Genomic DNA, 25717 nt, shown 5'->3' with positions numbered 1-25717 from the left:
TAGAGTTGAGATCAATGAGTTTAGCTATATTTATCGTTCGAGAGCTTTTCTGTAATCACTTGCCCTGTTTTTCTGAGGCAATTTTACGTGTCAATCTAAGTCTAGTGTAACGCCATCCATAAAACCTTCATTTTGGTTTTTTGAATCCGAACTATCCAGCTTTATCATAAGTCTGAGATCATTGGCTGAGTCAGCATGATGGAGTGCGTCGGCATAACTGATTTCGTCACTTTGATAGAGTTTAAACAAAGCTTGATCAAACGTTTGCATGCCTTGCTCAGTTGACTTAGCCATGGTTTCTTTAAGCAAGTGCAATTCATTCTTTGCAATGATGCTGGATACTCGTGGCGTATTAATCAAAACTTCAATGGCTGCCCGACGTCCCATCCCGTCAGCTCTTGGCACTAACTGTTGTGCCACAACTCCTTTAAGGTTCAGTGATAAATCAAACAGTAATTGTTGATGTTTTTCTTTTGGCACTAGGTGCATGATACGGTCAAGTGCTTGGTTTGCATTGTTAGCATGCAATGTCGCTAGACAAAGATGGCCTGTTTCAGCAAAAGCGAGGGCAAACTCCATGGTTTCTTGTGAACGAATTTCACCGATCATAATGACATCTGGTGCCTGTCGAAGGGAGCTTTTAAGTGCGGCATCAAATGAATCTGTATCGATACCAACTTCACGTTGTGTCACGATACTCTTTTTGTGCTCATGTACAAATTCAACGGGATCTTCAATCGTGAGAATATGGCCACGAGCATGTCCATTTCGATGACCAATCAGAGCCGCAAGGGTAGTCGATTTACCCGTACCTGTACCCCCAACCATAATGAACAAGCCACGCTTTGCCATAGCCAGCTCTTTTAAAATTGACGGTAACCCAAGCGTGTCTGCATCAGGGATATCTGTTTCGATACGGCGCATAACACAACCGGGTGATTCTCGTTGCCAGAATGCGCTTACACGAAATCTACCCATTTCTTTAGCTGAAAATGCAAAATTGCACTCTTTGGTTTCGTGAAATTCCTGCTTCTGAACATCCGTCATCAGAGACTCTACAAACTCTAATGATTGTTTAGTGCCGTAAGGTGTCTCTGTTAATGGTCTTAATTCGCCATCAATCTTAGCGCTTGGCGGAAAGCCAGCAGTAATAAACAAGTCTGAAGCCTTACGCTCCACCATAACTCTTAAAAATGGTCGAACATCCATATTCAATCCTTAGAACGTATTTGCTTGTTGATTTGGGCTTTTGGCTTTGGCGGTTTCATGGCTAATCACACCACGGTTTACTAATTGTTGTAATGCTTGTTCTAGTGTTTGCATCCCATGCGCCATCCCCGTTTGTATTGCCGAATACATCTGAGCAACCTTTGCCTCTCGAATCAGGTTACGAATTGCTGGCGTGCCCAACATAATTTCGTGAGCAGCTACACGGCCTCCGCCTTCTTTCTTAAGTAGTGTTTGTGAAATAACGGCCTGTAGTGACTCTGAAAGCATGGTTCTTACCATATCTTTTTCTGAGGCTGGGAATACGTCAATCACACGGTCAACGGTTTTTGCAGCAGAAGTGGTATGCAAAGTACCAAAAACTAAATGGCCTGTTTCTGCAGCGGTCATTGCAAGGCGAATGGTTTCAAGGTCACGCATCTCACCCACAAGAATGACATCAGGATCTTCACGTAAAGCGCTACGTAATGCATCGCTGAAACTGTGGGTATCACGATGAACTTCACGTTGGTTAATCAAGCATTGTTTGTTGTCATGGACAAATTCAATAGGATCTTCAATGGTGAGAATGTGATCTTTTTTATTCTCATTAATGTAATCAATCATTCCCGCTAGCGTGGTACTTTTACCTGAACCTGTAGGCCCCGTTACAAGTACTAGGCCACGAGGGAAGTTAGATATTTTTTTGAAGATTTCAGGAGCACCTAACTGCTCTAAAGTTAGGATTTCACTTGGAATAGTACGAAATACCGCCCCTGCACCGCGATGCTGGTTAAATGCATTAACACGAAAACGAGCTAAATTAGGAATTTCAAATGAAAAATCAATTTCAAGGTGTTCTTCATAGTCTTTACGCTGCTTATCATTCATAATGTCGTAGACAAGACGTTGTACGTCAGCGTGTTCGAGAGCAGGCAAGTTAATTTTTCTAACTTCACCGTCGACACGAATCATTGGCGATACGCCAGCTGATAAGTGTAAATCTGATGCTTTATGCTTAACGCTAAAGGCTAAAAGCTCTGTAATTTCCATAGTTTAAAATATTCCGTAGTATTATTCGCACATGATAACAGTTACTGACAATCTCGCTGAGATAAAGCAGAAAATTAAAACCGCAGCAAATAAATTTTGCCGAGATCCGCAAGCGATTACGCTTTTGGCTGTCAGTAAAACAAAACCCTGTACTGATATTATAACGGCTTATCAAGCAGGGCAACGAGAGTTTGGTGAGAATTACGTTAAAGAAGGCGTAATGAAAATCAACGAGTTGAAGGCTTCTTGTCCTGAAGCAATATGGCATTACATTGGGCCACTGCAATCGAATAAAACGAAAGATGTGGCAGAGCACTTTGATTGGATGCATACCGTAGATAGAATAAAAGTTGCTAAACGTCTAAATGAACAGAGATTACAAGGTGCAAATCCGCTTCAAGTTTGTATTCAAGTTAATATCAGCGGTGAAGACTCAAAGTCAGGTGTTAATGTTGAGCAACTCAACGAGCTTGCATCAAAAATAGATCAGCTACCCAACTTGACGTTACGTGGAATAATGGCAATACCAAGCCAGCCTGATAACCAAGAGAAACTGAAACAAGAGTATATCGATATAAAGCAAATGTTTGTAACGTTACAGCAGCATTATAACAGCGTAGATACGTTGTCGATTGGTATGAGCCAAGATCTTGAGTTAGCAATTGAAAACGGCTCAACCATGGTTCGTATTGGCAGTGCTATTTTTGGCGCAAGAAGCTAGCCCTTGTAAATCTTAAGAACGACCAAATATTAATAATGAATAAATACCCATTGAGTTGAAGATGAAAAAAAGCAAAATCTGTTTTATTGGCTCTGGTAATATGACCAGAAGCATCGTAAGTGGCTTAGTGAAAAGTGGTTATCCTACCGAGTTTATTGAAACAACAAATCCAAGTGTAGAGAAACTCAATGCCATGCATGCTGATTTTGGGGTTAACGTATCCCACGATAATGAAGCGGCTTGTGATTCAGCGAACATTATTGTGTTATCAGTAAAACCTCAAATGATGGAAACGGTTTGTAACAAGTTAAGTCACCTAGATTTATCAGAAAAGCTTATTATCACGATTGCAGCGGGTATTCCTGCGAACCGATATAAAGACTATTTCAAACAACCGGTTAAACTTGTCAGAACCATGCCGAATACACCGACTCAAATTGGTATAGGTGTAACAGGTATTTTTGCTGATGAAAGCATTTCAGAATTAGAAAAATTGGAATGCGAACAGATTATGCAGACCGGTGGTGAAGTAGTTTGGGTAAACAAAGAAGCAGAATTAAACCAAGTGATAGCACTTGCTGGGAGTTCTCCTGCTTATTTCTTTATGTTTGTCGAATCTATGCTTGAAGCTGCTGAGAAAATGAATGTACCAGCGGATAAAGCCAGGTTAATGGTACAACAGGCAGCTTTAGGCGCGGCAGAGATGGTAAAGCAAAACCCTGATTTAACGGCAGCTCAACTCAGAGAAAATGTTACTTCAAAAGGTGGTACTACAGCACAAGCGATTAAAACCTTTGAAGAAGGTGGTTTAAGACAATTGGTAGACTCAGCCATGCAAAATTGCGTGAAAAGAGCTGAGGAAATGGAAAAACTTTTCTAAACTCAGCTTTAACTCTTTATATAAAATAATTAAAGTGAATTTATTTTATATAATTTACCAAGATTAAAACAAGGCAATTCAAAATTATGGAAGCATTGATTTATTTACTTAATGTTGTATTAAATCTTTATCTGACAATTGTGATTCTTCGAGTTTTATTGCAATGGGCTCGTGCAGATTTTTATAACCCTTTTTCTCAGTTTGTGGTTAAAGTAACTCATCCGATTGTTGCGCCTTTACGAAGGGTGTTACCATCGATTGGAAGTTTAGATACTTCATCATTGGTTTTGGCATTGGCTGTTGCAGCGGTTAAAATGACAGTGCTTTCTAGTTTGACTGTTTACCCAATGTCTCCAGTACTTCCGTTTATAATGGTTTTAAAACACGCAGGGATGTTGTTGTTTTGGATGTTACTTTTACGTGCAATTCTGAGCTGGTTTAACCAAGGTTATAACCCGTTTGTCATGATGCTTGGACAATTAACTGAACCGTTACTCGCACCAATCAGAAGAATCTTACCGCCTATGGGAGGATTAGATTTATCAGTGATGGTAGTGATCATATTATTGAATTTTTTGAATATTCTACTTGCTCAATACGTTCCTTTCTGGGCAATCATCTAGTCATTGTATTGAAAGGTAAGCGAATGGCTTACCTTTCAAGTAACTCAGTTTCATCGGCATTTTGCCACTATAGTAATTGGGTATATACTGAATTGACGACTTAAAACCATAGGTATATGACAATGCTTAGAAAATTTTGTGCTTTATTAGTGTTAGCGTTTAGCCTTACCGGTATTGCTCATGCAGAGCAAAAGGTCACTGTAGGTAACTTTGATATTCATTACATTGCATTTGGCAGTACATTTATTACTCCCAAAGTAGCTCAAGCGTATGGAATCACTCGAAGCAAGAACGTAGGTATCATTAATATTTCAGTGTTGGATACCAAACAAAAAGGAAGCCCTGGCGTACCAGTTCAAATTACTGGCATGCGCAAAAATTTAATGGACTCACATGTACCATTAGACTTTAAAGAGGTAAAAGAAGGCAAAGCGGTCTACTACATTGCCCAAGTTCCATACAATGAAGATGAAACTTTCAATTTCGACATTAATATTAAGTATAAAAAAGAGCTTAATACCAAACTGAAATTCAATCATAAGTTTTACGTAGAATAAAATCTCTTCTGTACTTTTTAAGGCTCCGTTTGGAGCCTTTTTCATTTTGACTTTCAAACTCGCACCAGTATGATTGCAGCCATTAAATATTGGGAGTTGTTTTCTATGTCTAAAATTGTGCTTGCAAGTGGAAACAAAGGCAAACTGGCTGAGTTTAGTCAGCTGTTTTCAGAGTTCGGAATTGAAGTTTTACCTCAAAGTGAATTCAACGTCCCAGATGTGCCAGAGACGGGAACCACATTTGTTGAAAACGCCATCATAAAAGCAAGACATGCCGCTGAAGTTACTGGACACCCAACTATTTCAGATGATTCAGGTATCGAAGTGGACTTTCTTAATGGTCAACCTGGTATTTATTCGGCAAGATACTCTGGGGAAGGCGCAACGGCTGAATCAAATAATAAAAAATTGTTAGAAGCGCTTGCGAACACATCAAATAGAACCGCTCGATTTCAGTGTGTATTGGTTTACATGCGACATGCTAAAGATCCGACGCCTATAATTGCACAAGCTTCTTGGGAAGGGGAAATTGCGGCTCAAAAGCAAGGTGAGTACGGACATGGATACGATCCGTTATTTATTCCTGAAGGGATGAGTGTTACCGCAGCAGAAATGACCGCTGATGAAAAAAATTCCGTTAGCCACCGTGGTAAAGCTCTAGTGAAGCTTATCAGCTCACTTAAAGAGCAAGGGATCATTAAGTAACTTATGCTAAAGCTACCTCCTTTAAGTTTATATATTCACATTCCATGGTGTGTTGAAAAGTGTCCCTATTGTGATTTTAATTCCCATGGACAAAAAGGCCCCTTACCCGAATCAGACTATGTTGAAGCGCTCTTAAAAGACTTACAACAAGATTTAGAGTACGTTCAAGGCAGGAAGCTTTACAGTATATTCATTGGTGGCGGCACACCGTCGCTGTTTTCTGCAGAGGCAATAAAGTCACTACTGAATGGTGTTGAATCATTAATTCCGTTTGAATCAGATATCGAAATCACAATGGAGGCGAACCCAGGCACATTAGAGCATGATAGCTTTAACGCTTATCAGCAAGCAGGGGTTAACCGTCTTTCTATCGGCATTCAGAGCTTCTCAAAGCAAAAGTTAAACTTACTTGGTCGAATCCATAATGATGATGAAGCTGAATTTGCAGCTAGGAATGCTCGTGAGGCGGGTTATCACAGTTTCAATTTGGATTTGATGCATGGTTTACCAAACCAAAGCTTTGATGAAGCGATGTTTGATATCGAGAAAGCTGCAAGCCTACGTCCTCCACATTTATCTTGGTACCAACTTACTATTGAGCAAAACACGTTATTTCACTCAAAGCCACCACAGCTACCCAATGATGAAGCATTGTGGACAATATACGAGCAAGGGCAGAAGAAACTCGCCGAGTTAGGTTATGAGCAATATGAAATTTCAGCTTATGCACAACCGGGTTTTCAATGTCGACATAATTTGAATTATTGGCAGTTTGGTGATTATTTAGGTATTGGCTGTGGTGCTCACGGAAAAATTACCATGGTTGCTGATAATCGATTACTGCGCACGATAAAAATTAAGCACCCTAAAGGTTATTTAGCGGCTGAAAATTTCACTTCAGATACCACTGAAATTAAACCCGATGAGCTTGCTGTCGAATATTTAATGAATCGATTTAGATTGATCTCACCGATTCCTAAAATTGAATTTGAAGAGCGGACAGGGTTGCCTCATACCGTCCTAACTGAAGGAATGGAAAAAGGAATATCTAAAGCGCTGGTGGTTGAAGATCAAGAGCATTGGACATTAACGCCAAAAGGACAAATGTTCGTAAATGAATTGCTTGGCCAGTTTTTAGAATAGAATTTTTATTTTTAACAATCAGTTAGCTATACTAAGCCCATAAAAGGATTTATGGGTGTAAGTCAGGATGACAATACCACAGTTTGATGTACTTTTTGTTGGTGCAGGTGTCGCTTCAATGGCAACGGCAATCCGATTACTGCAATTCACTAACAAACCTCTATCCATTGCTATCGTAGAAAAAGACTTATCACTTAGGTTCGGTGGGTTAGCCTATGCTGCTAAGGGTAACAGCTGGACTCACATCTTTAATATTCAAGCTGGAAGAATGTCTATTTTTAGGGAAGATGTTGAAGACTTTCTTATTTGGGCGAATAAAGAAGCTGATAGAAGTCATTGGCCACAGAAATGGAAAAATATGATTTTTCATGTGAGTGGTCCAGCACCTAGAAGAATATATGCTGATTATATAAAAGATCGCTTCCAGCACGCATTATCTGAATCGATAAGTGGCTGTAGTGTCTCGATGTACAGTGCAGAAGTGACTAAGATCGAGAGAAAAGCAGAGCAATTTGAAGTTGAGTTAAAATCCAGCCAGCTTGACGGAGATACGCCAAATAAAGTATTTGCAAAGCGGGCGATTGTTGGCACAGGTAATTTGTTGTCACACTTTCCTTTTACAAAAGACATAGAAGACCACCCTAGATTTATTCGTCGACAGTACATGCCAGAAGGGTTGAATGCGATTAAGCAAATACCTCAAAATGCAGAGGTAGCCATCATTGGCTCAAGCTTGTCAGCGTATGATTCGGTAATTTCATTACGAGAAGACATGGGGCATACAGGCAAGATCACGTTATTTTCTCGAACAGGGTTGACGCCACTTAAATATCCTGAAGATCACCTCCATCAAGTCATTGACGTCAGGAAGCCTCCCTTTATTGATGAGCCGTATCGAGGAAGAGAGAGACTCGTTAAGGACATCATTAAAGAGTGGCAGTACTTAAACAATACAATAAGAAAACAAGCGCCTAATATTCACGTAAGCACTATTCCAGAGAGGATCACCAAAGCTTGGGAAGCCTATTTTTCTGAGCTAGTGAATAAAATACCTGCAGAGGACTCAGAGTATTTATTGAATAAATATAATTCAGTGATTGCAACAATGAGAGTTGCAGCAATGCCGCTGGCAACTAACTTTGTAGAACCACTAGAAAAACACAATATTAAATTAATAGAAGCTGAAATCCTTACTACCAAGCCTAAAGGTAAAGCTAGTATTGAACTTACCTATCTAGATAAAAACTTGAATACACAGCAGACGGTTTGTTTTGGCGCTGTAATTTCAAATTTAAATCGTGAAATCAATTATCATCATATCGAGCAACCTCTCTGGCGCAATCTCATTGATGTCCAAGGGTATGCAATCCCACATAAGCAAACAAATCGTGGAATTGAAGTGTCAGAGTTTGGTGAGTTCATTAATAACGATAACCAAATTACTAAGGACTTATTCGCAGTCGGCATTCCTAGAGAAGGGGACGAGATAGCTCGAAACGGAAGGCAAGGCGCCTTTGCTTATAATGTTGCGACAATCAAAAACCACTCTATCTCTGTTGCCATTAAAGTGTTAGCTGACATTAATAAATTGAATCTGGAACTTGATTATCCGCTGTCCCAAGAGCGGTTATTGTTATTAGAGCAAGCAGTAGGTGTGAGAATTCATTGGCTCTCGTTAAGAAAGCGAGAAGAAAAGCGAAAAGTTTTGCCGACTGTTCTCGAAACCGTTGAGTTCTTAGCTGAAGCCCTTAAACAAGACAATTTACCGCTGAATGAGGCAAGGAATCTGGCTTTAATTTTAGTAGAAAAGTCAGCGCTTCGAAAAATGACTGATGTTTCGGTGACACCAAAGCAATTGAGAGAAAATCTTGGTTTGAATAAGAGCAGTAGAAGAAAGAAAGCGTCATGAAATTAAGAGCCTTGTTTACTCTCATTTTCTATCCTAAATAGGGAAGGTCAGAATGAAGGGGGGCGGAAAATACTCCTTTCGACTAACCTATTAAACTGCATTCAATGCTATGGTTGCTTTTATATGATTATCACATCGACGTAGAATTACTGTGGTATCAAAATAAAAAAGCGAACCAAACTGGTTCGCTTTAATCCTTTGCAACAAACTTAATAACAATAGCTAAGTGATTGCTTATTGGTAATCTTCAATTGGCACACATGCACAAAATAAGTTTCTGTCACCAAAAACGTCATCAATTCGATTCACTGTAGGCCAGAACTTATTCGCTTTAACCGCAGAAGTTGGGAAGGCCGCAAGCTCACGATTATATGGGCGTGAATCAAATTCTGGGTCAATAATGTCAGCCAAAGTATGAGGGGCATTGCTTAGCGGGTTGTTATCAACCGGCCATTCACCTACCTCAACTTGAGTAATTTCTTGACGGATATTGATCATCGCTTCGATGAAACGATCTAATTCAACTTGAGACTCAGATTCAGTTGGTTCGATCATCAGCGTACCAGCAACAGGGAAACTCATCGTTGGTGCGTGGAAGCCATAGTCATTAAGACGTTTAGCAATATCCATTTCAGTTACACCTGACGCTTCTTTCAGCGGACGTAAATCTAAAATGCACTCATGAGCAACACGATCGTTACGACCAGTGAATAACACTGGATAATGCTCAGAAAGCTTCTTAGTCACATAGTTCGCATTAAGAATAGCCGTTTGCGTAGACGCTTTAAGGCCTTTGCTACCCAATAGTCGAATGTACATATAAGAAATCGGCAGAATGCCTGCACTACCGAATGGCGCAGCAGAAACAGCACCATTATTATCACTCTCTGCACCTGGTTTTATTAGCTTATGACCAGCAACAAATGGAGCAAGGTGAGATTTAATGCCGATTGGTCCCATACCTGGGCCACCACCGCCGTGTGGAATAGCAAAGGTCTTATGCAAGTTCAAGTGAGATACATCAGCACCGATAAAGCCAGGTGAAGTAATACCCACTTGTGCATTCATGTTTGCACCATCAAGATAAACTTGACCGCCATGCTGGTGGATGATGTCGCAAATTTCACGAACCGTTTCTTCATATACGCCATGTGTTGATGGGTAAGTGATCATGATGCACGAAAGATTTTCTGCAACTTCTTCAGCTTTTGCACGTAAATCATCAAGGTCGATGTTACCTTCACTGTCACATGCTGTTACTACGACTTTCATGCCAGCAAGTTGAGCTGATGCTGGGTTTGTACCGTGAGCTGACTGCGGGATCAAGCACACATTACGATGCGCTTCACCGCGAGATTCGTGGTATTTCTGAATCGCAAGCAAGCCAGCATATTCACCTTGAGCACCAGAGTTTGGCTGCATACAAACTGCGTCATAACCTGTGATTTCTACCAACCAGTCAGAAAGTTCACCAATTAATTGCGTATAACCTTGTGCTTGTTCAAGTGGGCAGAATGGATGCATATTAGCAAACTCTGGCCAGCTTATTGGTAGCATTTCTGCGACCGCATTCAGCTTCATCGTGCATGAACCAAGCGAAATCATTGAGTGGTTCAATGCTAAATCTTTGTTTTCAAGGCGCTTAATATAACGCATCATTTCCGTTTCACTTTGGTAACGGTTAAATGTTGGGTGCGTTAAAATCGCTTCATCACGCTGTAAGTTTTCTGGGATTGAAGCTTCATGAGCATTGATAACTTGCTCGTCTAAAACTGCAACATCAAGACCATGACCTTCGCCTAGAATTACATCAAATAGCTGAGCAATATCTTCACGTGTTGTGGTTTCATCTAAACTCACACCAAAACGAGAGTCGCTATCAATACGTAGATTGATTTCAGCAGCAATAGCACGTTCTTTAATTGAAGCTAGCTCATTGCTTTCAAAGGTTAGTGTGTCAAACCATGCACTGTTTTGAGCTGCTAAGCCTTTTGAAGAAAGGCCAAGTGCCAAAATATCAGTGAAACGATTGATACGGCTAGCAATGGTTTTCAGGCCTTGTGGGCCGTGGAACACCGCATAGAAAGAAGCCATGTTTGCTAGTAACACTTGCGCAGTACAAATGTTCGAGTTCGCTTTTTCGCGGCGAATATGTTGCTCACGAGTTTGCATTGCCATACGCAATGCACGGTTACCACGAGTATCTTGTGATACACCAATGATACGACCAGGCATAGAACGTTTGTAAGCATCACGAGTAACAAAGAACGCAGCGTGAGGACCGCCGTAGCCCATTGGTACACCAAAGCGTTGTGCACTACCAAATACGACGTCAGCGCCCATAGAACCAGGCGACTTCAGCAGTACCAATGACATGATGTCAGCGGCAACTGAGATAACGGCTTTTTTCTGCTTCAGTTCAGCAAACAGTTCAGTGTAGTCGTGGATCTGACCTTCTTTGTTGGTGTATTGGAATAGTGCACCAAACAATTCATGGTTCACAGCATCGGCTGCTGGACCAACGATTACGTCAAAACCGAAACATTCAGCACGTGTTTTTACTACGTCTAATGTTTGTGGGAATACATCGTCAGCAACGAAAAAGATGTTCGCTTTTTTGGCTTTAGAAACACGTTTAGCTAATGCCATTGCTTCAGCTGCTGCTGTCGCTTCATCAAGCAGTGAGGCAGAAGCCAGATCAAGACCCGTTAAGTCCATTGATATTTGCTGGAAGTTTAGAATCGCTTCAAGGCGGCCTTGAGCAATCTCTGGCTGGTATGGTGTGTAAGCCGTATACCAACCTGGATTTTCTAATACATTACGTAAAACGACATTAGGTACAATCGTTGGGTAGTAGCCCATACCGATATAGCTTTTAAAAACTTGGTTTTTGTTCGCTACATTGCGGATGTAATCTAAACCTTCAGCTTCTCCGTTTGCACGACCGATATTAAGGTCACGGTTAATACGGATAGACTCAGGGACGATTTGATTCATTAAATCATCTAACGATTCAGCGCCAACATAGTTCAACATATCTTGTTGCTGTTGTGCGTCAGGCCCAATGTGACGAGTTAAAAATAGCTCGTGTTGCTCAAGTTGGGTAAGAGTTTGCTTGGTCATGGAGAACTCTATTTTTTATTAGGGTAATTATTACGAATAAAGCCCCAAAAATGGGCTTAATACTCGTGATATTCCAAAATGTCGTTTTCAGGGCTACCTCAGCGTTCATTATTTGAGGCGTGAAAGTAAAAGATTAGTGGGGCTAATTCGAGCTTTCACAACAAAGAAGAATGAAAGCTGAGAAGCCCACGAAGTGCGAGTTTAATCGCCATTTATTCTTCGTTGTTTTCCCTTAAATTAGAACCACTATTTCTACGTAAAAACGCTTTGCCTAAATGGCGATTAATTCTCGCTGAATTACTACATTTTGGACTATCACGAGTATACGAAATTCTTTCTTACTCTTCGTCGATGACAGCTTGATAACCGTCAGCATCAAGTAAGTTAGCTAACTCAGCTTCGTCAGAAGGCTTAACGCGGAATAACCAGCCTTCGCCAAATGCAGATTCGTTTACCAATTCAGGAGAGTCTTCTAACTCTTCATTGATTGCGATTACTTCGCCAGAAATTGGAGCGTAAATGTCAGATGCTGCTTTTACTGATTCAGCAACTGCACAATCTTCGCCTTGAGATACCGCATCACCAACTTCAGGAAGTTCAACAAACACCATGTCGCCTAAAAGCTCTTGTGCATGCTCAGAAATACCAACAGTGTAGCTTCCATCCGCTTCTTTGCGTGCCCATTCATGAGATTTTGCGTATTTTAATTCAGTAGGTAAAGTGCTCATTTTTTATGATTCCTTGTTGAGTGTAACGCCTCAGGTTGTGTTGATAAATTGAGGCGCACATATTCTACAATATTCTTAGTTATATTTATTTATAATCTTTTAAAATGCTTGTTTGCCATTACGAACGAAACAAGGCTTGACAACTTTTACTTCAACGCGCTTTTTACGCATTTCAACTTCCGCAACTCCAGCAATGCCTTTTGGTACACGAGCCATAGCGATGCTATAACCTAATGTAGGGGAAAAAGTACCACTAGTGATAATACCTTGGTGCTCTGTACCTTCGCTGTCAGTGAAGAAAACATTCATGCCGTGACGAAGTACACCTTTTTGCTCCATCACTAGGCCAACCATCTTTTCAGTACCATTTGCTCTAATGGTAGTGAGTGCCTCACGACCAATGAAGTTACGATCTTCTGGTTCCCAGGCAATAGTCCAGCCCATATTTGCAGCAATTGGGTTAACCGTTTCGTCCATATCCTGACCGTATAGGTTCATGCCAGCTTCCAAACGAAGAGTATCACGTGCACCTAAACCACAAGGGCGAACACCTGCATCTAATAACGCCTGCCACAAAGCTTCAGCTTCAGCTTGAGGTACGGTGATTTCATAGCCAGACTCACCAGTGTAACCAGTGGTAGCAATGAATAATGAATCAGCTTGAACGCCAAAGAAAGGCTTCATACCTTCAACAGCTGCATTTTGTGTATCATTTAACACGTTTGCCGTTTTTGCTTTTGCGTTTGGTCCTTGAACTGCAATCATTGCAAGTTCAGGTTGCTCGGTAATTTCAACGTTGAAAGCTTTTGCTTGTTCGTTAATCCAAGCTAAATCTTTTTCACGGGTAGCAGAGTTAACCACAAGGCGGTAATGAGTTTCTGTAAGGTAATAAGTGATTAAATCGTCAATTACGCCAGCTTCATGGTTTAACATGCCGCCGTAAAGTGCTTTACCCGTAACAGTCAATTTTGCAATATCGTTGGCAAGTAAGGTTCTTAGGAATGATTTAGCTTCAGTTCCCGTGATGTCTACAACAGTCATATGTGAAACATCAAACATACCTGCATCTTGTCTAACAGCATGATGTTCTTCAATCTGAGAACCATAATTAAGCGGCATATCCCAGCCGTAAAAATCAACCATTTTAGCGTTTGATTCAAGATGCTTATCAAAGAGTACTGTTTTATTTGCCATTGTTATCCCTTTTGGGGGTTATTTTTGTAGGGGTCTTAACTCTATTTTTTAAAATGAGTAAGAGAAAAAGTTGCAAAATTATACCTCGAAGATACAAATTGTATACAAAAGTTTTTCTAAAAATGAATGGTTAAGCATTAGATTTAATAATATGAAATACGCAAAATATGACGCATAAAAAAAGCCGTTATAGGGAATGAACGGCTTTATCATTAGGTTTTAGATAATTGTCACTTACACAATTTAGGCAATTTTAATTTATGCCCCAACGCATGTTTAGCGAATAAATCTTTAACTGGTCCAATTTGATTAACTAAATTTAAGCCTAAATCTCGCAAGGCTTTTTTAATAGGGTTAGAACCAGCAAATAAACGCTTTAAACCTTCCATAGAGGCAATCATTTCCGCCGCTTCGGCTTTGCGCCAACGTTCTAGGGCGCGTAGATTTCGATATTCCCCTAAGTCCTGATTATTCTGTTTTAACTCACTCAGAGTTTCAATGATGCTTGCTGCATCTAAAAAGCCTAAATTCACACCTTGTCCTGCTAAAGGGTGAATCGTGTGAGCCGCATCTCCAGCTAAAATGAGTCGGTGCTGCGCAAACTGTCGGGCATAACGCATCCTTAACGGGAATGCCGGGTTTGCACTTTCTAACTTGCATAATCCTAATTTTCCATCAAATGCCGCAGTGAGCGCTTTGTTAAAGGCTTCAGTTTCCATGGCTTGTAATGCTTTTGCTTTTTCTGGTGGAACAGACCAAACGATTGAGCACAAGTCAGGTTCATTGAGTGGCAAAAAGGCTAAAGGACCATCGGCTAGGAAAACCTGTCTTGCACAATTGTTGTGTGCCACTTCGGTACGAATGTTCGCTACGATAGCATGATGATCGTAATCCCAAAAAGTCAGTGGAATTTTGCATTGTTCACGCACCCATGAATTTGCACCGTCTGCAGCTATAACAACTGAAGCCGTTAAGTTTTCACCTGAACTTAACGATATCCACGTTTCTTTATCGCCAAATGCGATATTACCAACTCTTTGGTTTTGAATATGTGTCAATTCGGCTAATTCACCCGCACGCATTGCAAGCGCATGACTGATATTATCATTTTCAATAATATTGCCAAGTATTGACTCATTTTGATCTTTCGCATCAAAATCGATTGAACCTAAACCGTCTTTGGTCCATACGTGCATGGTGTCGTAGTGGCCAGCACGGGACTCATTAACATAATCCCATGCACCGAGATTTTTAAGTAAATTCGTGCTGGCTTTGTTAATGGCGCTAACGCGTAATCGAGTTTCGCCAGTAACAGCTTGAGTTTCACCTGCATCTATCACAACGGTTTTAATGCCTTCTTGTGCAAGACCTATAGCCGTTGCAAGCCCAACCATGCCACCACCAATAATTGCTACTTCGAAATTTTGAGTATTAAACATTGTTAATCCGTTACGTATTAGATAGCTATTCGCTAAAAATGAGATTGAGTGGTGTAACCCATGGCTTTTTTACCAACAGGCGCTTTAAGAAAAGGCAGATACGAGAGTAAGCGTAATCCTAGACTTCGACCACAAACCAAAGGCCAGTGATTATTAGAAAATCCTCTCACCAAAAACTCAACTCTATTTAAGGTGTTATCTCTATCTTCTTGTCTTTGCTTTAGGTAAGTATGCGTAATTTGTGTGCATCCCAAATCCTGTACAGATTTGAGCCCATTTTCAATAACATCAATTACAGTCATTATATCTCTGAGCCCTAAGTTAAAACCTTGCCCTGCAATTGGGTGTAAGGTCTGGGCCGCATTACCGACAAAAATCGTGCGATGATGAATCGGTCTTGGCATGCAGGTCATGATCAATGGGTAACTAAATCGCTTACCTGTAGCAATTAATTTGCCCGCTCGATAACCAAATGCTTGTTGTAGCTTTTCAATAAAAGCATCATCAGACAATTGTAGATATTGTTCAGCTTTCTCAGGCGTTAATGCCCAAACAAGGGATAAGCGATCGCATCCATTTAACTCAGACATGGGCAATAATGCTAATGGGCCGGTATCAGTGAAACGTTCCCAAGCCCTATGTTGATGCTTCTGTTCAAGTTCAATATTGGCAATTATTGCGGTTTGTTCAAAGTCAACAAACTCCTGAGTTAAATTAAGGCTTTGTCTGATGATTGAATGAGCACCATCAGCTGCAACGACTAATTTTGCATTGAGCTTTTCGCCGTTATCGAGCGTTAACGTTTGATTATCAATTTCAGTGGTAACGTCGGTCACTTTTGCAGGGCAAAACATGGTGACATCTGAGCTTTGCAATTTTTGGTGCAACTCAAAACCCACAGGGCTTAGTTCTACGACTGCCCCCATCGCATCAAGATTAAAATCTTTTGCATCCAGTTGAGTCATCCCGAAGTGGCCTCGATCAGAAATATGAATACGAGAGATATCGGTGCTAAGGTGTTTTATATCATCCCAAATATCGAGGTTTTTGAATGCTTCAATTGTGCCATGCGACAAAGCAATGGCTCTGGCATCAAAACCAGGGTGTTCAGCGGTTGGTTCATAGGCTTCAACAAGTGCAATGTTAAGCGATTTATTTAGCTTTTTAGTTTTTTGTGCCAAACCAAGCGCTAATACTGAGCCAACCATTGCCCCACCGACAATGACGACATCAAATTGATGGGTTGAACCGTGTGTTGATGTGTTATCGACCATGAACCTTCCGAGCGAGTTTTTCGAAGTAGTGTGATTGATTCATCAAGATAATGACATGATTTGAATCAATCACATAAATAGAAATGTAAATTAATGAAGTACTTCCGGCTTGTCTTCACTATCATCTTCTTGGCCATCACGCATAAATTCAGCGAAGCAAATCGCTACGGCATCTTGGACGTAATCGACAAGCGCAATATAAGCATCTTCAGACTCATCATCTTCAGAAATATCTAACTCAATCTGTGAAATTTCAGAAAGATCTTTAACGACTTCTTTTACGTCTTCAGAACTTTTATTGATCTTAGGTTGAGCGATAGCTATTGACGTCAAGAAGCTCTGAACCCATAAAGATAAGGCTTCAACACGAGAGGTGAGTGATTCTTCTTCTTCAGGAAGCAACAGCGTAAAGCCAAATTCAAACTCAGCCAAACGGTCATACGCATCTTTATGAAGATCGGCCACCACAGCTAATAGAGACTCAGGAAATGCTCGTCCTTCACTAATAATATCGGTTAAGGCGGGTAACCAAAGATCAGCTTTTTCCCCTAAACCTCCACAAATTAAACCAACAACAGCGCCATGAACTTCAGACGGATGCAAAGAAATTTCAGCGGCTTTTAATGCTGCTATGAGCTTGTCAGTCCGTAAAGACGGTGGAGTAACCATAGATTTGTTCCATAAAGAAATATTGCTGCTAATACTAACAGATAGCACATTGTGAGAAAACTTGTGCAAATCAAGCTGATTACAAATTGAGGCACAGCGATGAAAAATTAGCTAACATAGTTAAAGAAGCAGCAACTAAATTAAATTGGGTTAGATATTTTGAAGAGTCTGTTGCACTTTTTATACGGGACTTATATAGTCCGACTTAAGCTCAACATAAAGGATGTTGGATAGACATGAGTAACAAAGCCATTGATATCACATTATTGGGGCGGACCTACTCAATAGCCTGTCCGCCAGACCAAGAAGCAGCATTAAGAGATATTGCTGATAAGCTTGAAACACAATTAGCTGAACTAAAAGGTCGAACATCAAGCCTGAGTCGCGAAGAAATTGTGATAATGGCAGCATTAAATATTGGTCACGAGCTCTATACTGAACAACAGAAAAACAAGGCGTATATGTCACAAATGGATGAACGCATTCTTTTGTTACAATCAACGTTAGAACAAGCGCTTGTAGAGCGCAGTGTAGGGCAAGCAAAGTCCTAATTTAAAGAATTTTAGTTAATTGCAACTGTGATTAACACAACAGCGTTACGCTCCCTGGGGTATTAGCCAGCTAGTAATGTCCCTGTGCCGATGCTTACAACCTTAGGGTGAAGGTTTTACTGACATTGAGCATGCTCGGCTTGTACCGAGAAGCCTTAGGAAGTATGGCTTTACCCGCCTTGAACCTACGGTTCAAGGGCTTACACCGGCAGCGGTATCTTGGGGAGCTACCTATCAAAAAGCCTTGACTTTAAAGTCAGGGCTTTTTGTCACTGTACCTATAAGATATATTTATAGCTCTTAAATCATTACTAAAACATCTAATAAGAGACTGCGGCTCCGCAGAAAAAATTGGATGTTGATCACAGCGAACTCTTGAAAGAAGTTTTCAGCGTGTTACTGGCCAAACTCTTAAACAATGTCAATCCATGAATAAATTAGAGGCGATCCTAGAGTTTCTATATCAGCGACATTCAACTGAATTAGATTGGCTCGTAACCAGCTTTAAGAATATTGTTCTGTAATGATTTTTTGTAATGAGAGTATCGCTCTGATTGGTTGTTAAAGATCTTTGCTCAAATTCGATTAAGAACGACGTTATTCTCTGAACATTACACTCAATTACATTCATGTTAATAGCAGGAAGTCGGAATGTTAATGTGAGCAAAGGCAAAACCACAAGTGTTAATAATCAATTTAATCTCGAAGAAATTTGGCGTATCCGTACTTGATTTGAATTTAAAAATAATAGCAATATACGTTTTGTTTATTGCTATTTAAGCCCGAATTCAAGGTGTTTATTTAAATGCTCACGAGGTATATATTTATAAAATAGTTATGTCTCAAGACAACTATTGCGTTACTTGCTGCTCATTACTAAGTTACTATAAGCAAAAGAATAATAAGATTTATACAATAACAATAATGCGTTATAAATTTAATGAGTTCGAATTTGATAGCAAAGGTCTAGTACTAACACAGAAAAATAATGTGGTATCTCTCAGGCATAATGAAGCTCGAGTCTTAAAGTTATTACTTGAGAACTCAAACAAAGTCTTAAGTAAAGATGCCATTTTAGCTGATGTTTGGCAGGATAAGATTGTATCTGAACAAGCTATTTTTCAAAACATCAGCCAATTAAGAAGCCTTTTTGGTAGTGAAAGTATTAAAACATTCTCTAAAAGAGGCTATCAGTGGCAACTTGAGACCGTAGTATGTGAGCCGCAGCCAGATGCTGACTCTCACACTAATGCATTACCTGTAAAACCCACTCATAATCAAAACTTACTCTTTATCCGCACTAACCGACCATACAGTTATGCGTTATTGCTGATCGCCTGTATCATTTCCACTGCGCTCTATATTACTTACTCATCGTTTAATCATGCAGAAGTGCAAGCCCCTTCTGTGCAGACCACATTGGCTTATATTCCTTTCACAGAACTCGATAGCAACACAACAACTGTGCTCGAAGACACTTCGAACATATCTTTTATGCCAATACCTGATTTAAAACGTGCTGATTTTATCGTTACATCAGAGGTTAAGTTCCCAGTGTTGAAGGAACAATACCCGTTATTACTAACAGGGCAATTTAGAACACATCGAGATAACGTTTACTTAGACTTTTTCATTAAAAGTGAGTTTTCACAATGGAAGGGGCAGATCATGGCAGCCTCGAAGCAAGATGTGATTAAACAGCTTAATCAGCACTTAAGCCATAATGCAATATACGAGCAACTTAAGGCACCTCTAGCACCAGAAGTTAAGCAAGCAAAACTCTTGATTGCGCATCAATCGGCACCAAAAGATTTGATCATCTTAAACCAGCTGGTTAATTCCTATATAAAAACCTTGGACTTCGAAAAGGCAATGTCGCTTGCTGAAAAGCTATCAACACTAGCAAATGAGTCAGGAAACCTACAACAGGCAGGTAACGCATTATTATATCAAAGTACAATTTTAACCAATAAGTCCTTATATCAACTCAGCGAAGAAAAGTTACAAAAATCGATTGAGTATTTTGAAGTTACGGGTGATTTTAGACGGTTATCAGATGCATTAACTTCCCAATCGTGGCTAGATCATCAAGAAAATGATTATGCTTCAATCAAGGCTAATTTGCTTGAATCTGCTCGTTTAGCTTATGAAGCTAAAGACGTACTACGTGAACTTAACGCATTGACGTATTTATCGATCATGGCTCATAAACATAAGCAACAACAAGATAAATATTTATACTTACATCAAGCGCAGAGTAAAATTAAGACCTATCAGTTACCCGACTATCACTTAGCCACTATTTCATTTCACTATGCCATTTTTGCTAACTCAGCGATGGATAAAGAACCACATCTAAAGCAAGTTCTTATGCGTACGGCGCTTACACCGAATATTTGGGTGGCACAGGAAAGTCGTAAGATATTATTGGAAGGATATTTACAACAGAAAAGATACATTGAAGCCGAAGCACTGATCAAGACTTTAACTTCAGATAATGTACATAATTCGTTTCTTAAAACGTTACTCGCTCAATCCCAGCATCAAGATGAGCAGGTAATCAAACATGCTCAACGTACCTTTGAACAAGCTCAGTTTTCAGGCGAGATAGAATTGAGTTTAGATGCAGCGTTAATTCTTTATGATAAAGCCGAAAACCCCGATTACTATTTGCAGTATTTAAAAGAAAACGTCACACCTTACTGGCGTTCAAGCAATAAAGATAAGTTAGCAGCACTCACTTTATAAGTGAATGCTGCAAAGCATCTTAAACGCTATTTTGAGATAATGGTTTCAGCTAATCGAAAGCCTTCACCTAAGCTGCTAGGGTTATCTGGGCCGGCGTGAGAGCGAGTTGCGATGTTCGATTTCTTTGCACCTGAACCGTACGATCCACCTCGATGAATGACCATCAGTTGTTCATAGTTACAGCCATATTCCCAAGCGCGTCCATCATTTGGTGCATTTTGATAATTATCGTGCTCACAATCTTGTACAAACTCACCAACATTCCCAATCATGTCATACAGCCCGAATGCATTTGGCTTATACTGACCAACAACACTGGTGTACTCATTGCCGTCATCACATTCAATCGCCTTTGTATCGATTTTATGATCCCGCAGAAATGCTTTTGCACCCTGGCGATCAAATACATTGGCATATTCACAAAGTTGTTTCGGGTTATCGCCAAAAAAGTACTTTGAATTAGACCCCGCACGAGCGGCATACTCCCATTCAGACTCTGTAGGTAGACGATAGAGCTTTCCTGTTTTTTTACCTAACCAACTGGCATAGGCTTTGGCATCTTCCCATGTGACACACATTACTGGGTGATCATCTGACGGTGCATGTTTCGATTCTTTCCAATTGCCTTCTGTACGAGTAATACCCCATCTATTGTTTGGTTGTACACCTTGCCAAACCCAGCATACATTTCTGGTTTTATGGTTTGTTGCAGATACAAATTGTCGAAACTCTTTTACTGTCACTTCATGTTTTGCTAATTTGAACGTACTAATATCAACGTGATGACGTGGCTGTTGTTTTTTCTTATCTCCTCCCATTATAAAGCTCCCAGCTGGAATTGTGACCATTTCTGGCTCAATGATGAGAACACCGGCAGAAGCATTAAAACTGCCCGTTAATATGAATAATAAGGATAATTTGGCTTTATATTTCATTTTTCTACTTCCTTTGTTAACGATGAAAACAGCATTAAGCAAAGGCAAAATGAAATCCTATAAAAAATCTACGCATTCACTAAAAATAGAAAAATAATAGAATTATTATTACGTCGTTTTGTTGGAGGAATGATGGTAATACTCTGAAATACCATCAATTAATGTTATAGCTTTATTACTATCAACGTAGAATAAAAATATTTGCAAAAAAAGTGATGGCCTAAGTGTCACATAAATAATTACTCAAAATATTGTTAATATGGCTGACCGACAGTCTTCATCAAAACAAGAGGGCTATTTAACATCTTAGTGCCTAGGGGCGTGGAGTTACAGCGATTGTAAAGTGCTGCCTATGCACATTGTAATGTTCCAATCAAAAAGTCATCTAAATATAAGGCTAAATTTGACATTTTAATGCCAAATTAGAACTATGTCGTGAAATGTTCTAGCAAGGCCCTGTCCAAAATTTTGTTAGCTTGAACGGTTGGCACATTTCTGCCCCATATCGTGCCAGAAATGTTACTTTTCTAGCTTCTTATTCCTTATATTTTTCATTAAGGTAAAATGCTTTTTTTCGAAAAGCTAAGTAGTAAAATGGAGTAATTATGGCTGAGTATTTTATTGAGCATGGAATAGACAAATTAGTTTCAGAGTTCGTAGAGGCTAGTTGTCCATCTATGGCGAAACTCAGTTTAGTAGATAGACGACAAGGTTATGTTGCAAGTTCTATACTAGCTGGAAAGAAACGTGATTTACCTGAAGTACAAGATGTAGTTGGAGAAGGCGTTTGCTTAAGAATTTATAAAGCTTCTAAAGAAAAGAACCTCCCTGTAATAATCTATTTTCATGGAGGATGCTTTGTAAGTGGTTCGTTCGAAACTCATGAACAACAGCTTCGTGAGATCGCTTTTCAGGCTAATGCAATTGTTGTTGCTGTTAAGTATCGTTTAGCTCCAGAACATTGTTACCCCGCAGCTCATGATGATGCATTCGTTGCAGCAAACTATATTCATGAAAACTGTCATTTATGGGGTGGGTTAAATGACAAAATCGTTTTGGCAGGTGATAGTGCAGGTGGTCAACTCGCTTTAATAACCTCTTTTAGATTGAGGGATATGGGTAATTGGTTGCCAAAAAAACAAATTTTAATTTACCCAATGCTTGATGCAACCGCATCTTGTACCAGCTATAAAGTTAATGGCCAAGATTATATTATCACTAGTGACGCATTGATTGCTGGGTTTGATACATATATAGAAGGCTCTAAAATATCGCATACTCACCCAGAAATTAGTCCATTTCTTCGAAAAGATCTGAAGGGATTACCAGAAACACACATCATCACCGCAGAGTTTGATCCGCTGCTAGATGAAGGAGAACTTTTTTATAAAAAGTTACTTGCCTCTAAAGTCCCCGCACAGTGTCGACGCTATTTAGGCGTCATACATGGTTTCTTTCAATTATCCTCTATAAGCCAGTCAGCTAGAGAATCAATTACGCACATTTCGCAGATAGTTAAGTCTATATAATTTGTTTTAAATTTATCAATGAGCCAGTTTTTTCTGGCTTATTGATGATCTGAAGTGTGCCTCTGGTGTAAGTAGGTTTTGTCCAAACCTGTGCCAGCATAATCGACTGGCACATTCCTGCCCCAATTCCGAATTTGGAACACAAAATTAACACCAATTCGGAGTATCTGTTTTAAACTTTGATTTTAAAAACTCGACGAACGCAATAACTTTCGGTGGTAAATGTTCACGGTTGGGGTAAACCACATTTATCGCATGTTTAGGCAAGAGATATTGCTCTAATACAGGTACTATGGAGCCATTCTTTAATTCATTTTCGATGATGAAAATAGGCATATTTCCAATTCCTACATCTTGTAGTAAAGCTTCTTTTAACGCTTCGCTGTTATTAACTTGATAGCCTCCCCTTGGCTTTACAGAAAAATCCTCATTATCTTTGAAAAATGTCCATTCAAAACCAGCACGATAGTAGGAATAAAACAAGCAATTGTGACTTTCCAGATCTGCTGGTTCTGTCGGTATGCCAAACTTCTTTAAATATTCTGGTGTTGCGCATAAGGTGCTTATACATGGAGCGAGGCGCTGAGCTATTAATGAGTTATCTGGTAAATTACCTATTCTGATCCCAACATCAATCCCTTCATTTACATAGTCAATCATTCTGTCATCTAAGGATAATTCAACCTCTACATCAGGATGCAATTGTAAAAATTCCGGCATGACTTTCGAAAGGTGAAGACGACCAAAAGACATTGGAGCATTAATCTTCAACTTCCCCATTGGCTTTTGTTTCAGGCTTTGTAATGCCTCAGCACCTTGTCTAGTCAGATCAAATGCTTTATTGGCAAACTCGAAGTAGACATTACCCATTTCAGTCAACGTTAAGCTACGAGTTGTTCGGTTTAATAGCCTAACATCTAAGTCTTGTTCAAGTTGATTAATCCGTTTGCTGACAGCTGAAGTTGTTATTTTTAACTCAGCGGCAGCTTTTGAAAATGAACCAAGTTTGACTACAGTAACGAAAACAGGAAGCGCAGAAAGGTTATTCATTAAATTTTATTATTAACTTATTCTCAACTATAAGTTTCCACAATTGAGCTTTATTCGTCAATAAATCTATATACAATACGGCATCTATATAGAGGTATCGGTATATTTTACATGAAAAATAACCAGTTAAGATTTTCAATTTTAACTCTTGGGGCTGGCGGGCTTTTAGCCCTCATGATTTTCTTTAATAGCCAATTAGCAGTGGCTTATTCTCCAATAGAGGCTTCATGGTTTGCTCATGGCATCGGAGGCTTAACAGCTTTAGTGTTAATGTTTGTAAGTCAACGAACATCAAAAAAAGAAACAAATAATGGCGGTAAGGCTCCACTGATAGCCTACCTCGGTGGATTACCCGGCGCTTTTACAGTTTTGCTTGCTGGCTATACAGTAAACAGTTATTTAGGACTTTCAGGAACGCTAGCACTAGCAATTATAGGTCAAATTCTATTTAGCTTACTCAGCGATTCTTTTGGCTGGTTTGGACTTGTAAAGAAGAAAGTTAGCCTTAAAGATATTGCCAGTTTGCTGTTGATCACAGGTGGCAGTTTATTAATTATCTTAGCTTCAGGAGAGATGCTATGACGATGATATTTTTGGGTTTACTGAATGGTGTTTTAATTGCCCTAGCTCGAACACTGAACGGCATGCTAAGCATGAAGAAAAACGCATTTGTTGCTTCAACAGTAAATCACTTTGTCGGCTTTGTTCTTTTGTCTTTATTAGTTTTCTTATTTTTCAATTTTCCTTCTGAGCTTAGTTCTGACTTTGAGTTTTCAATTTATTTGGGTGGAGTTATCGGTGCATTGTATGTCGCAATCAATAGTTTTGTATTTCACAAAGTTGGTGCGGTTAAAGCCGTATTGCTCATTTTGAGCGGCCAAATGATCACAAGTATTTTGATTGATGGTGTCGATACAGGCTCAAAATTATTTCTATATCAAGCCATTGGTCTTGTAATGATTATTGTCGGTATGTATCTGTCAGTTGCAAAATCTAGTAAAAAAGACTGAGCAATAACAAAGCTCCGGATTTCTGGTGCATACTTCTGACTCAATACATGGAAGCAAACTAGAATTGAATAGTAAGTAGTAGTGATAGGCAAACTCATTTATGTCCAGAAGTGTGTTTGATACTCTATAAATCGTGCTTTAAGGAGCAACCAATGACTGCTTAGCATAAGCTGATGCTAGGTTCAGAGATTATTAATGTATGGGCTAATAAGAGTTTCATAAGACAAGTTTTACCAGAGAATAATTGAGTAAAGAGAGGAAAAGTATGAAGCCAGTTTCAGTATTAAAAATTATCTCTTTATGGCTGTTGATGGGTTTACCCCCCCCTAATTATCTACTATTTTTATCAACCATTAGTCGGAGGAGTGATACTACAGGCGTTGATGGCCATATTGTTTTCTTTTTTCGGTGGTCCCTTACATTTATTTTTTGCTTGGAAATTTAAATACCAGTCCCAACTAAAGTCATTTTTATGTGCCTTCTTAGCTTTGTTCATAATACTATTTTTGTTGGCTGCTCTTGGCTTATTTAATGTCACTTAAAACCGATCAATAACTCGTTATTCTTTCTGCAGTTACGAGTCCATCGATGGCCGTATCGATTTCGGGACACTGTTGAGAGTAAATCTGTTCCGATTTTGGGATTAAACTTCAAGCCCACTTCATAAAAA

22 protein-coding genes and 1 other RNA gene are annotated in these 25717 nt (G+C 39.6%); 13 read left to right on the top strand and 10 right to left on the bottom strand.

Features of this window, described 5'->3' with window-relative positions; translation table 11 throughout:
- Positions 1-90: 90 nt before the first annotated feature.
- On the bottom strand, positions 91-1209 hold the full coding sequence (locus AC1EU2_RS02095) for a PilT/PilU family type 4a pilus ATPase (protein WP_480296350.1): 1119 nt from the start codon (positions 1207-1209) through the stop codon (positions 91-93).
- Between the two features lie 9 nt (positions 1210-1218).
- Positions 1219-2259, bottom strand: a complete 1041-nt coding sequence (locus AC1EU2_RS02090; RefSeq protein ID WP_204999316.1) for a type IV pilus twitching motility protein PilT — start codon at positions 2257-2259, stop codon at positions 1219-1221.
- Between the two features lie 31 nt (positions 2260-2290).
- Here AC1EU2_RS02090 and AC1EU2_RS02085 point away from each other — a divergent pair, with 31 nt between their 5' ends.
- The 7 genes from AC1EU2_RS02085 to AC1EU2_RS02055 all read left to right on the top strand — a co-directional run bounded on the left by AC1EU2_RS02085 (position 2291) and on the right by AC1EU2_RS02055 (position 8797).
- Positions 2291-2980 (top strand): YggS family pyridoxal phosphate-dependent enzyme, encoded by a 690-nt coding sequence (locus AC1EU2_RS02085; RefSeq protein ID WP_480296349.1) that lies wholly within the window; start codon positions 2291-2293, stop codon positions 2978-2980.
- A gap of 61 nt (positions 2981-3041) precedes the next feature.
- Positions 3042-3860: a pyrroline-5-carboxylate reductase gene (proC, locus tag AC1EU2_RS02080; RefSeq protein WP_480296348.1), complete on the top strand. Its 819-nt coding sequence runs from the start codon at positions 3042-3044 to the stop codon at positions 3858-3860.
- Between the two features lie 86 nt (positions 3861-3946).
- Positions 3947-4483, top strand: a complete 537-nt coding sequence (locus AC1EU2_RS02075; RefSeq protein ID WP_480296347.1) for a YggT family protein — start codon at positions 3947-3949, stop codon at positions 4481-4483.
- Positions 4484-4605: 122 nt separating this feature from the next.
- Complete coding sequence (locus AC1EU2_RS02070) at positions 4606-5040, top strand: DUF4426 domain-containing protein (RefSeq protein WP_480296346.1); 435 nt, start codon at positions 4606-4608, stop codon at positions 5038-5040.
- A gap of 105 nt (positions 5041-5145) precedes the next feature.
- Positions 5146-5745, top strand: a complete 600-nt coding sequence (gene rdgB, locus AC1EU2_RS02065; RefSeq protein WP_480296345.1) for an RdgB/HAM1 family non-canonical purine NTP pyrophosphatase — start codon at positions 5146-5148, stop codon at positions 5743-5745.
- Positions 5746-5748: 3 nt separating this feature from the next.
- Positions 5749-6888: a radical SAM family heme chaperone HemW gene (hemW, locus tag AC1EU2_RS02060; protein WP_480296344.1), complete on the top strand. Its 1140-nt coding sequence runs from the start codon at positions 5749-5751 to the stop codon at positions 6886-6888.
- 67 nt (positions 6889-6955) lie between these two features.
- Positions 6956-8797: an FAD/NAD(P)-binding protein gene (locus tag AC1EU2_RS02055; protein WP_480296343.1), complete on the top strand. Its 1842-nt coding sequence runs from the start codon at positions 6956-6958 to the stop codon at positions 8795-8797.
- 234 nt (positions 8798-9031) lie between these two features.
- Here AC1EU2_RS02055 and gcvP read toward each other — a convergent pair whose 3' ends face one another.
- The 6 genes from gcvP to AC1EU2_RS02025 all read right to left on the bottom strand — a co-directional run bounded on the left by gcvP (position 9032) and on the right by AC1EU2_RS02025 (position 17224).
- The gene (gcvP, locus tag AC1EU2_RS02050; protein WP_480296342.1) at positions 9032-11920 is read right to left on the bottom strand and encodes an aminomethyl-transferring glycine dehydrogenase; all 2889 of its coding nucleotides are present in this window, start codon (positions 11918-11920) and stop codon (positions 9032-9034) included.
- 338 nt (positions 11921-12258) lie between these two features.
- Positions 12259-12648, bottom strand: coding sequence for a glycine cleavage system protein GcvH (gcvH, locus tag AC1EU2_RS02045; protein ID WP_480296341.1), 390 nt, complete (start codon positions 12646-12648; stop codon positions 12259-12261).
- Positions 12649-12747: 99 nt separating this feature from the next.
- A complete protein-coding gene (gene gcvT, locus AC1EU2_RS02040; protein ID WP_480296340.1) occupies positions 12748-13842 on the bottom strand; it encodes a glycine cleavage system aminomethyltransferase GcvT in 1095 nt (364 codons plus the stop codon).
- A gap of 230 nt (positions 13843-14072) precedes the next feature.
- A complete protein-coding gene (locus AC1EU2_RS02035; RefSeq protein WP_480296339.1) occupies positions 14073-15281 on the bottom strand; it encodes an FAD-dependent oxidoreductase in 1209 nt (402 codons plus the stop codon).
- Between the two features lie 32 nt (positions 15282-15313).
- On the bottom strand, positions 15314-16555 hold the full coding sequence (gene ubiH, locus AC1EU2_RS02030; protein ID WP_480296338.1) for a 2-octaprenyl-6-methoxyphenyl hydroxylase: 1242 nt from the start codon (positions 16553-16555) through the stop codon (positions 15314-15316).
- Positions 16556-16645: 90 nt separating this feature from the next.
- The gene (locus tag AC1EU2_RS02025) at positions 16646-17224 is read right to left on the bottom strand and encodes a UPF0149 family protein (RefSeq protein WP_480296337.1); all 579 of its coding nucleotides are present in this window, start codon (positions 17222-17224) and stop codon (positions 16646-16648) included.
- A gap of 236 nt (positions 17225-17460) precedes the next feature.
- Between AC1EU2_RS02025 and zapA the strand changes: the two genes are divergently transcribed.
- From zapA to AC1EU2_RS02010, 3 genes are all read left to right on the top strand, one after another.
- Complete coding sequence (gene zapA, locus AC1EU2_RS02020) at positions 17461-17775, top strand: cell division protein ZapA (RefSeq protein WP_129947238.1); 315 nt, start codon at positions 17461-17463, stop codon at positions 17773-17775.
- Between the two features lie 48 nt (positions 17776-17823).
- Positions 17824-18005: non-coding RNA, 6S RNA (ssrS, locus tag AC1EU2_RS02015), on the top strand.
- 694 nt (positions 18006-18699) lie between these two features.
- Entirely contained in the window at positions 18700-20523 is a 1824-nt protein-coding gene (locus AC1EU2_RS02010; protein WP_480296336.1) for a winged helix-turn-helix domain-containing protein, read from the top strand.
- Between the two features lie 26 nt (positions 20524-20549).
- Here AC1EU2_RS02010 and AC1EU2_RS02005 read toward each other — a convergent pair whose 3' ends face one another.
- Positions 20550-21458, bottom strand: coding sequence for a formylglycine-generating enzyme family protein (locus AC1EU2_RS02005; protein ID WP_480296335.1), 909 nt, complete (start codon positions 21456-21458; stop codon positions 20550-20552).
- Positions 21459-22063: 605 nt separating this feature from the next.
- Here AC1EU2_RS02005 and AC1EU2_RS02000 point away from each other — a divergent pair.
- Complete coding sequence (locus tag AC1EU2_RS02000; RefSeq protein WP_480296334.1) at positions 22064-22987, top strand: alpha/beta hydrolase; 924 nt, start codon at positions 22064-22066, stop codon at positions 22985-22987.
- 147 nt (positions 22988-23134) lie between these two features.
- Here AC1EU2_RS02000 and AC1EU2_RS01995 read toward each other — a convergent pair whose 3' ends face one another.
- Positions 23135-24037: a LysR family transcriptional regulator gene (locus AC1EU2_RS01995; protein WP_480296333.1), complete on the bottom strand. Its 903-nt coding sequence runs from the start codon at positions 24035-24037 to the stop codon at positions 23135-23137.
- Between the two features lie 111 nt (positions 24038-24148).
- On the opposite strand from AC1EU2_RS01995, the gene AC1EU2_RS01990 reads away from it, so the two are divergent.
- Positions 24149-24619 carry a DMT family transporter gene (locus tag AC1EU2_RS01990; protein ID WP_480296332.1) on the top strand — a complete coding sequence of 157 codons (471 nt, stop codon included), beginning with the start codon at positions 24149-24151 and terminating at the stop codon, positions 24617-24619.
- Positions 24616-25047 (top strand): DMT family transporter, encoded by a 432-nt coding sequence (locus tag AC1EU2_RS01985; RefSeq protein WP_480296331.1) that lies wholly within the window; start codon positions 24616-24618, stop codon positions 25045-25047. The genes AC1EU2_RS01990 and AC1EU2_RS01985 overlap by 4 nt, the downstream gene beginning before the upstream one ends.
- Positions 25048-25717 lie beyond the last annotated feature (670 nt).

It is taken from the genome of Parashewanella sp. 2304DJ23-3 (genome assembly GCF_056591695.1).
The sequence above is the reverse complement of the archived record's forward strand: the minus strand, read 5'-3'. Positions and strand labels throughout refer to the sequence as shown.

Bases quoted from the DNA above. Each gene is read 5' to 3' on its own strand.
- AC1EU2_RS02095 (WP_480296350.1), bottom strand. From the start codon at position 1,209: ATGGATGTTCGACCATTTTTAAGAGTTATGGTGGAGCGTAAGGCTTCA.
- AC1EU2_RS02090 (WP_204999316.1), bottom strand. From the start codon at position 2,259: ATGGAAATTACAGAGCTTTTAGCCTTTAGCGTTAAGCATAAAGCATCA.
- AC1EU2_RS02085 (WP_480296349.1), top strand. From the start codon at position 2,291: ATGATAACAGTTACTGACAATCTCGCTGAGATAAAGCAGAAAATTAAA.
- proC (WP_480296348.1), top strand. From the start codon at position 3,042: ATGAAAAAAAGCAAAATCTGTTTTATTGGCTCTGGTAATATGACCAGA.
- AC1EU2_RS02075 (WP_480296347.1), top strand. From the start codon at position 3,947: ATGGAAGCATTGATTTATTTACTTAATGTTGTATTAAATCTTTATCTG.
- AC1EU2_RS02070 (WP_480296346.1), top strand. From the start codon at position 4,606: ATGCTTAGAAAATTTTGTGCTTTATTAGTGTTAGCGTTTAGCCTTACC.
- rdgB (WP_480296345.1), top strand. From the start codon at position 5,146: ATGTCTAAAATTGTGCTTGCAAGTGGAAACAAAGGCAAACTGGCTGAG.
- hemW (WP_480296344.1), top strand. From the start codon at position 5,749: ATGCTAAAGCTACCTCCTTTAAGTTTATATATTCACATTCCATGGTGT.
- AC1EU2_RS02055 (WP_480296343.1), top strand. From the start codon at position 6,956: ATGACAATACCACAGTTTGATGTACTTTTTGTTGGTGCAGGTGTCGCT.
- gcvP (WP_480296342.1), bottom strand. From the start codon at position 11,920: ATGACCAAGCAAACTCTTACCCAACTTGAGCAACACGAGCTATTTTTA.
- gcvH (WP_480296341.1), bottom strand. From the start codon at position 12,648: ATGAGCACTTTACCTACTGAATTAAAATACGCAAAATCTCATGAATGG.
- gcvT (WP_480296340.1), bottom strand. From the start codon at position 13,842: ATGGCAAATAAAACAGTACTCTTTGATAAGCATCTTGAATCAAACGCT.
- AC1EU2_RS02035 (WP_480296339.1), bottom strand. From the start codon at position 15,281: ATGTTTAATACTCAAAATTTCGAAGTAGCAATTATTGGTGGTGGCATG.
- ubiH (WP_480296338.1), bottom strand. From the start codon at position 16,555: ATGGTCGATAACACATCAACACACGGTTCAACCCATCAATTTGATGTC.
- AC1EU2_RS02025 (WP_480296337.1), bottom strand. From the start codon at position 17,224: ATGGTTACTCCACCGTCTTTACGGACTGACAAGCTCATAGCAGCATTA.
- zapA (WP_129947238.1), top strand. From the start codon at position 17,461: ATGAGTAACAAAGCCATTGATATCACATTATTGGGGCGGACCTACTCA.
- AC1EU2_RS02010 (WP_480296336.1), top strand. From the start codon at position 18,700: ATGCGTTATAAATTTAATGAGTTCGAATTTGATAGCAAAGGTCTAGTA.
- AC1EU2_RS02005 (WP_480296335.1), bottom strand. From the start codon at position 21,458: ATGAAATATAAAGCCAAATTATCCTTATTATTCATATTAACGGGCAGT.
- AC1EU2_RS02000 (WP_480296334.1), top strand. From the start codon at position 22,064: ATGGCTGAGTATTTTATTGAGCATGGAATAGACAAATTAGTTTCAGAG.
- AC1EU2_RS01995 (WP_480296333.1), bottom strand. From the start codon at position 24,037: ATGAATAACCTTTCTGCGCTTCCTGTTTTCGTTACTGTAGTCAAACTT.
- AC1EU2_RS01990 (WP_480296332.1), top strand. From the start codon at position 24,149: ATGAAAAATAACCAGTTAAGATTTTCAATTTTAACTCTTGGGGCTGGC.
- AC1EU2_RS01985 (WP_480296331.1), top strand. From the start codon at position 24,616: ATGACGATGATATTTTTGGGTTTACTGAATGGTGTTTTAATTGCCCTA.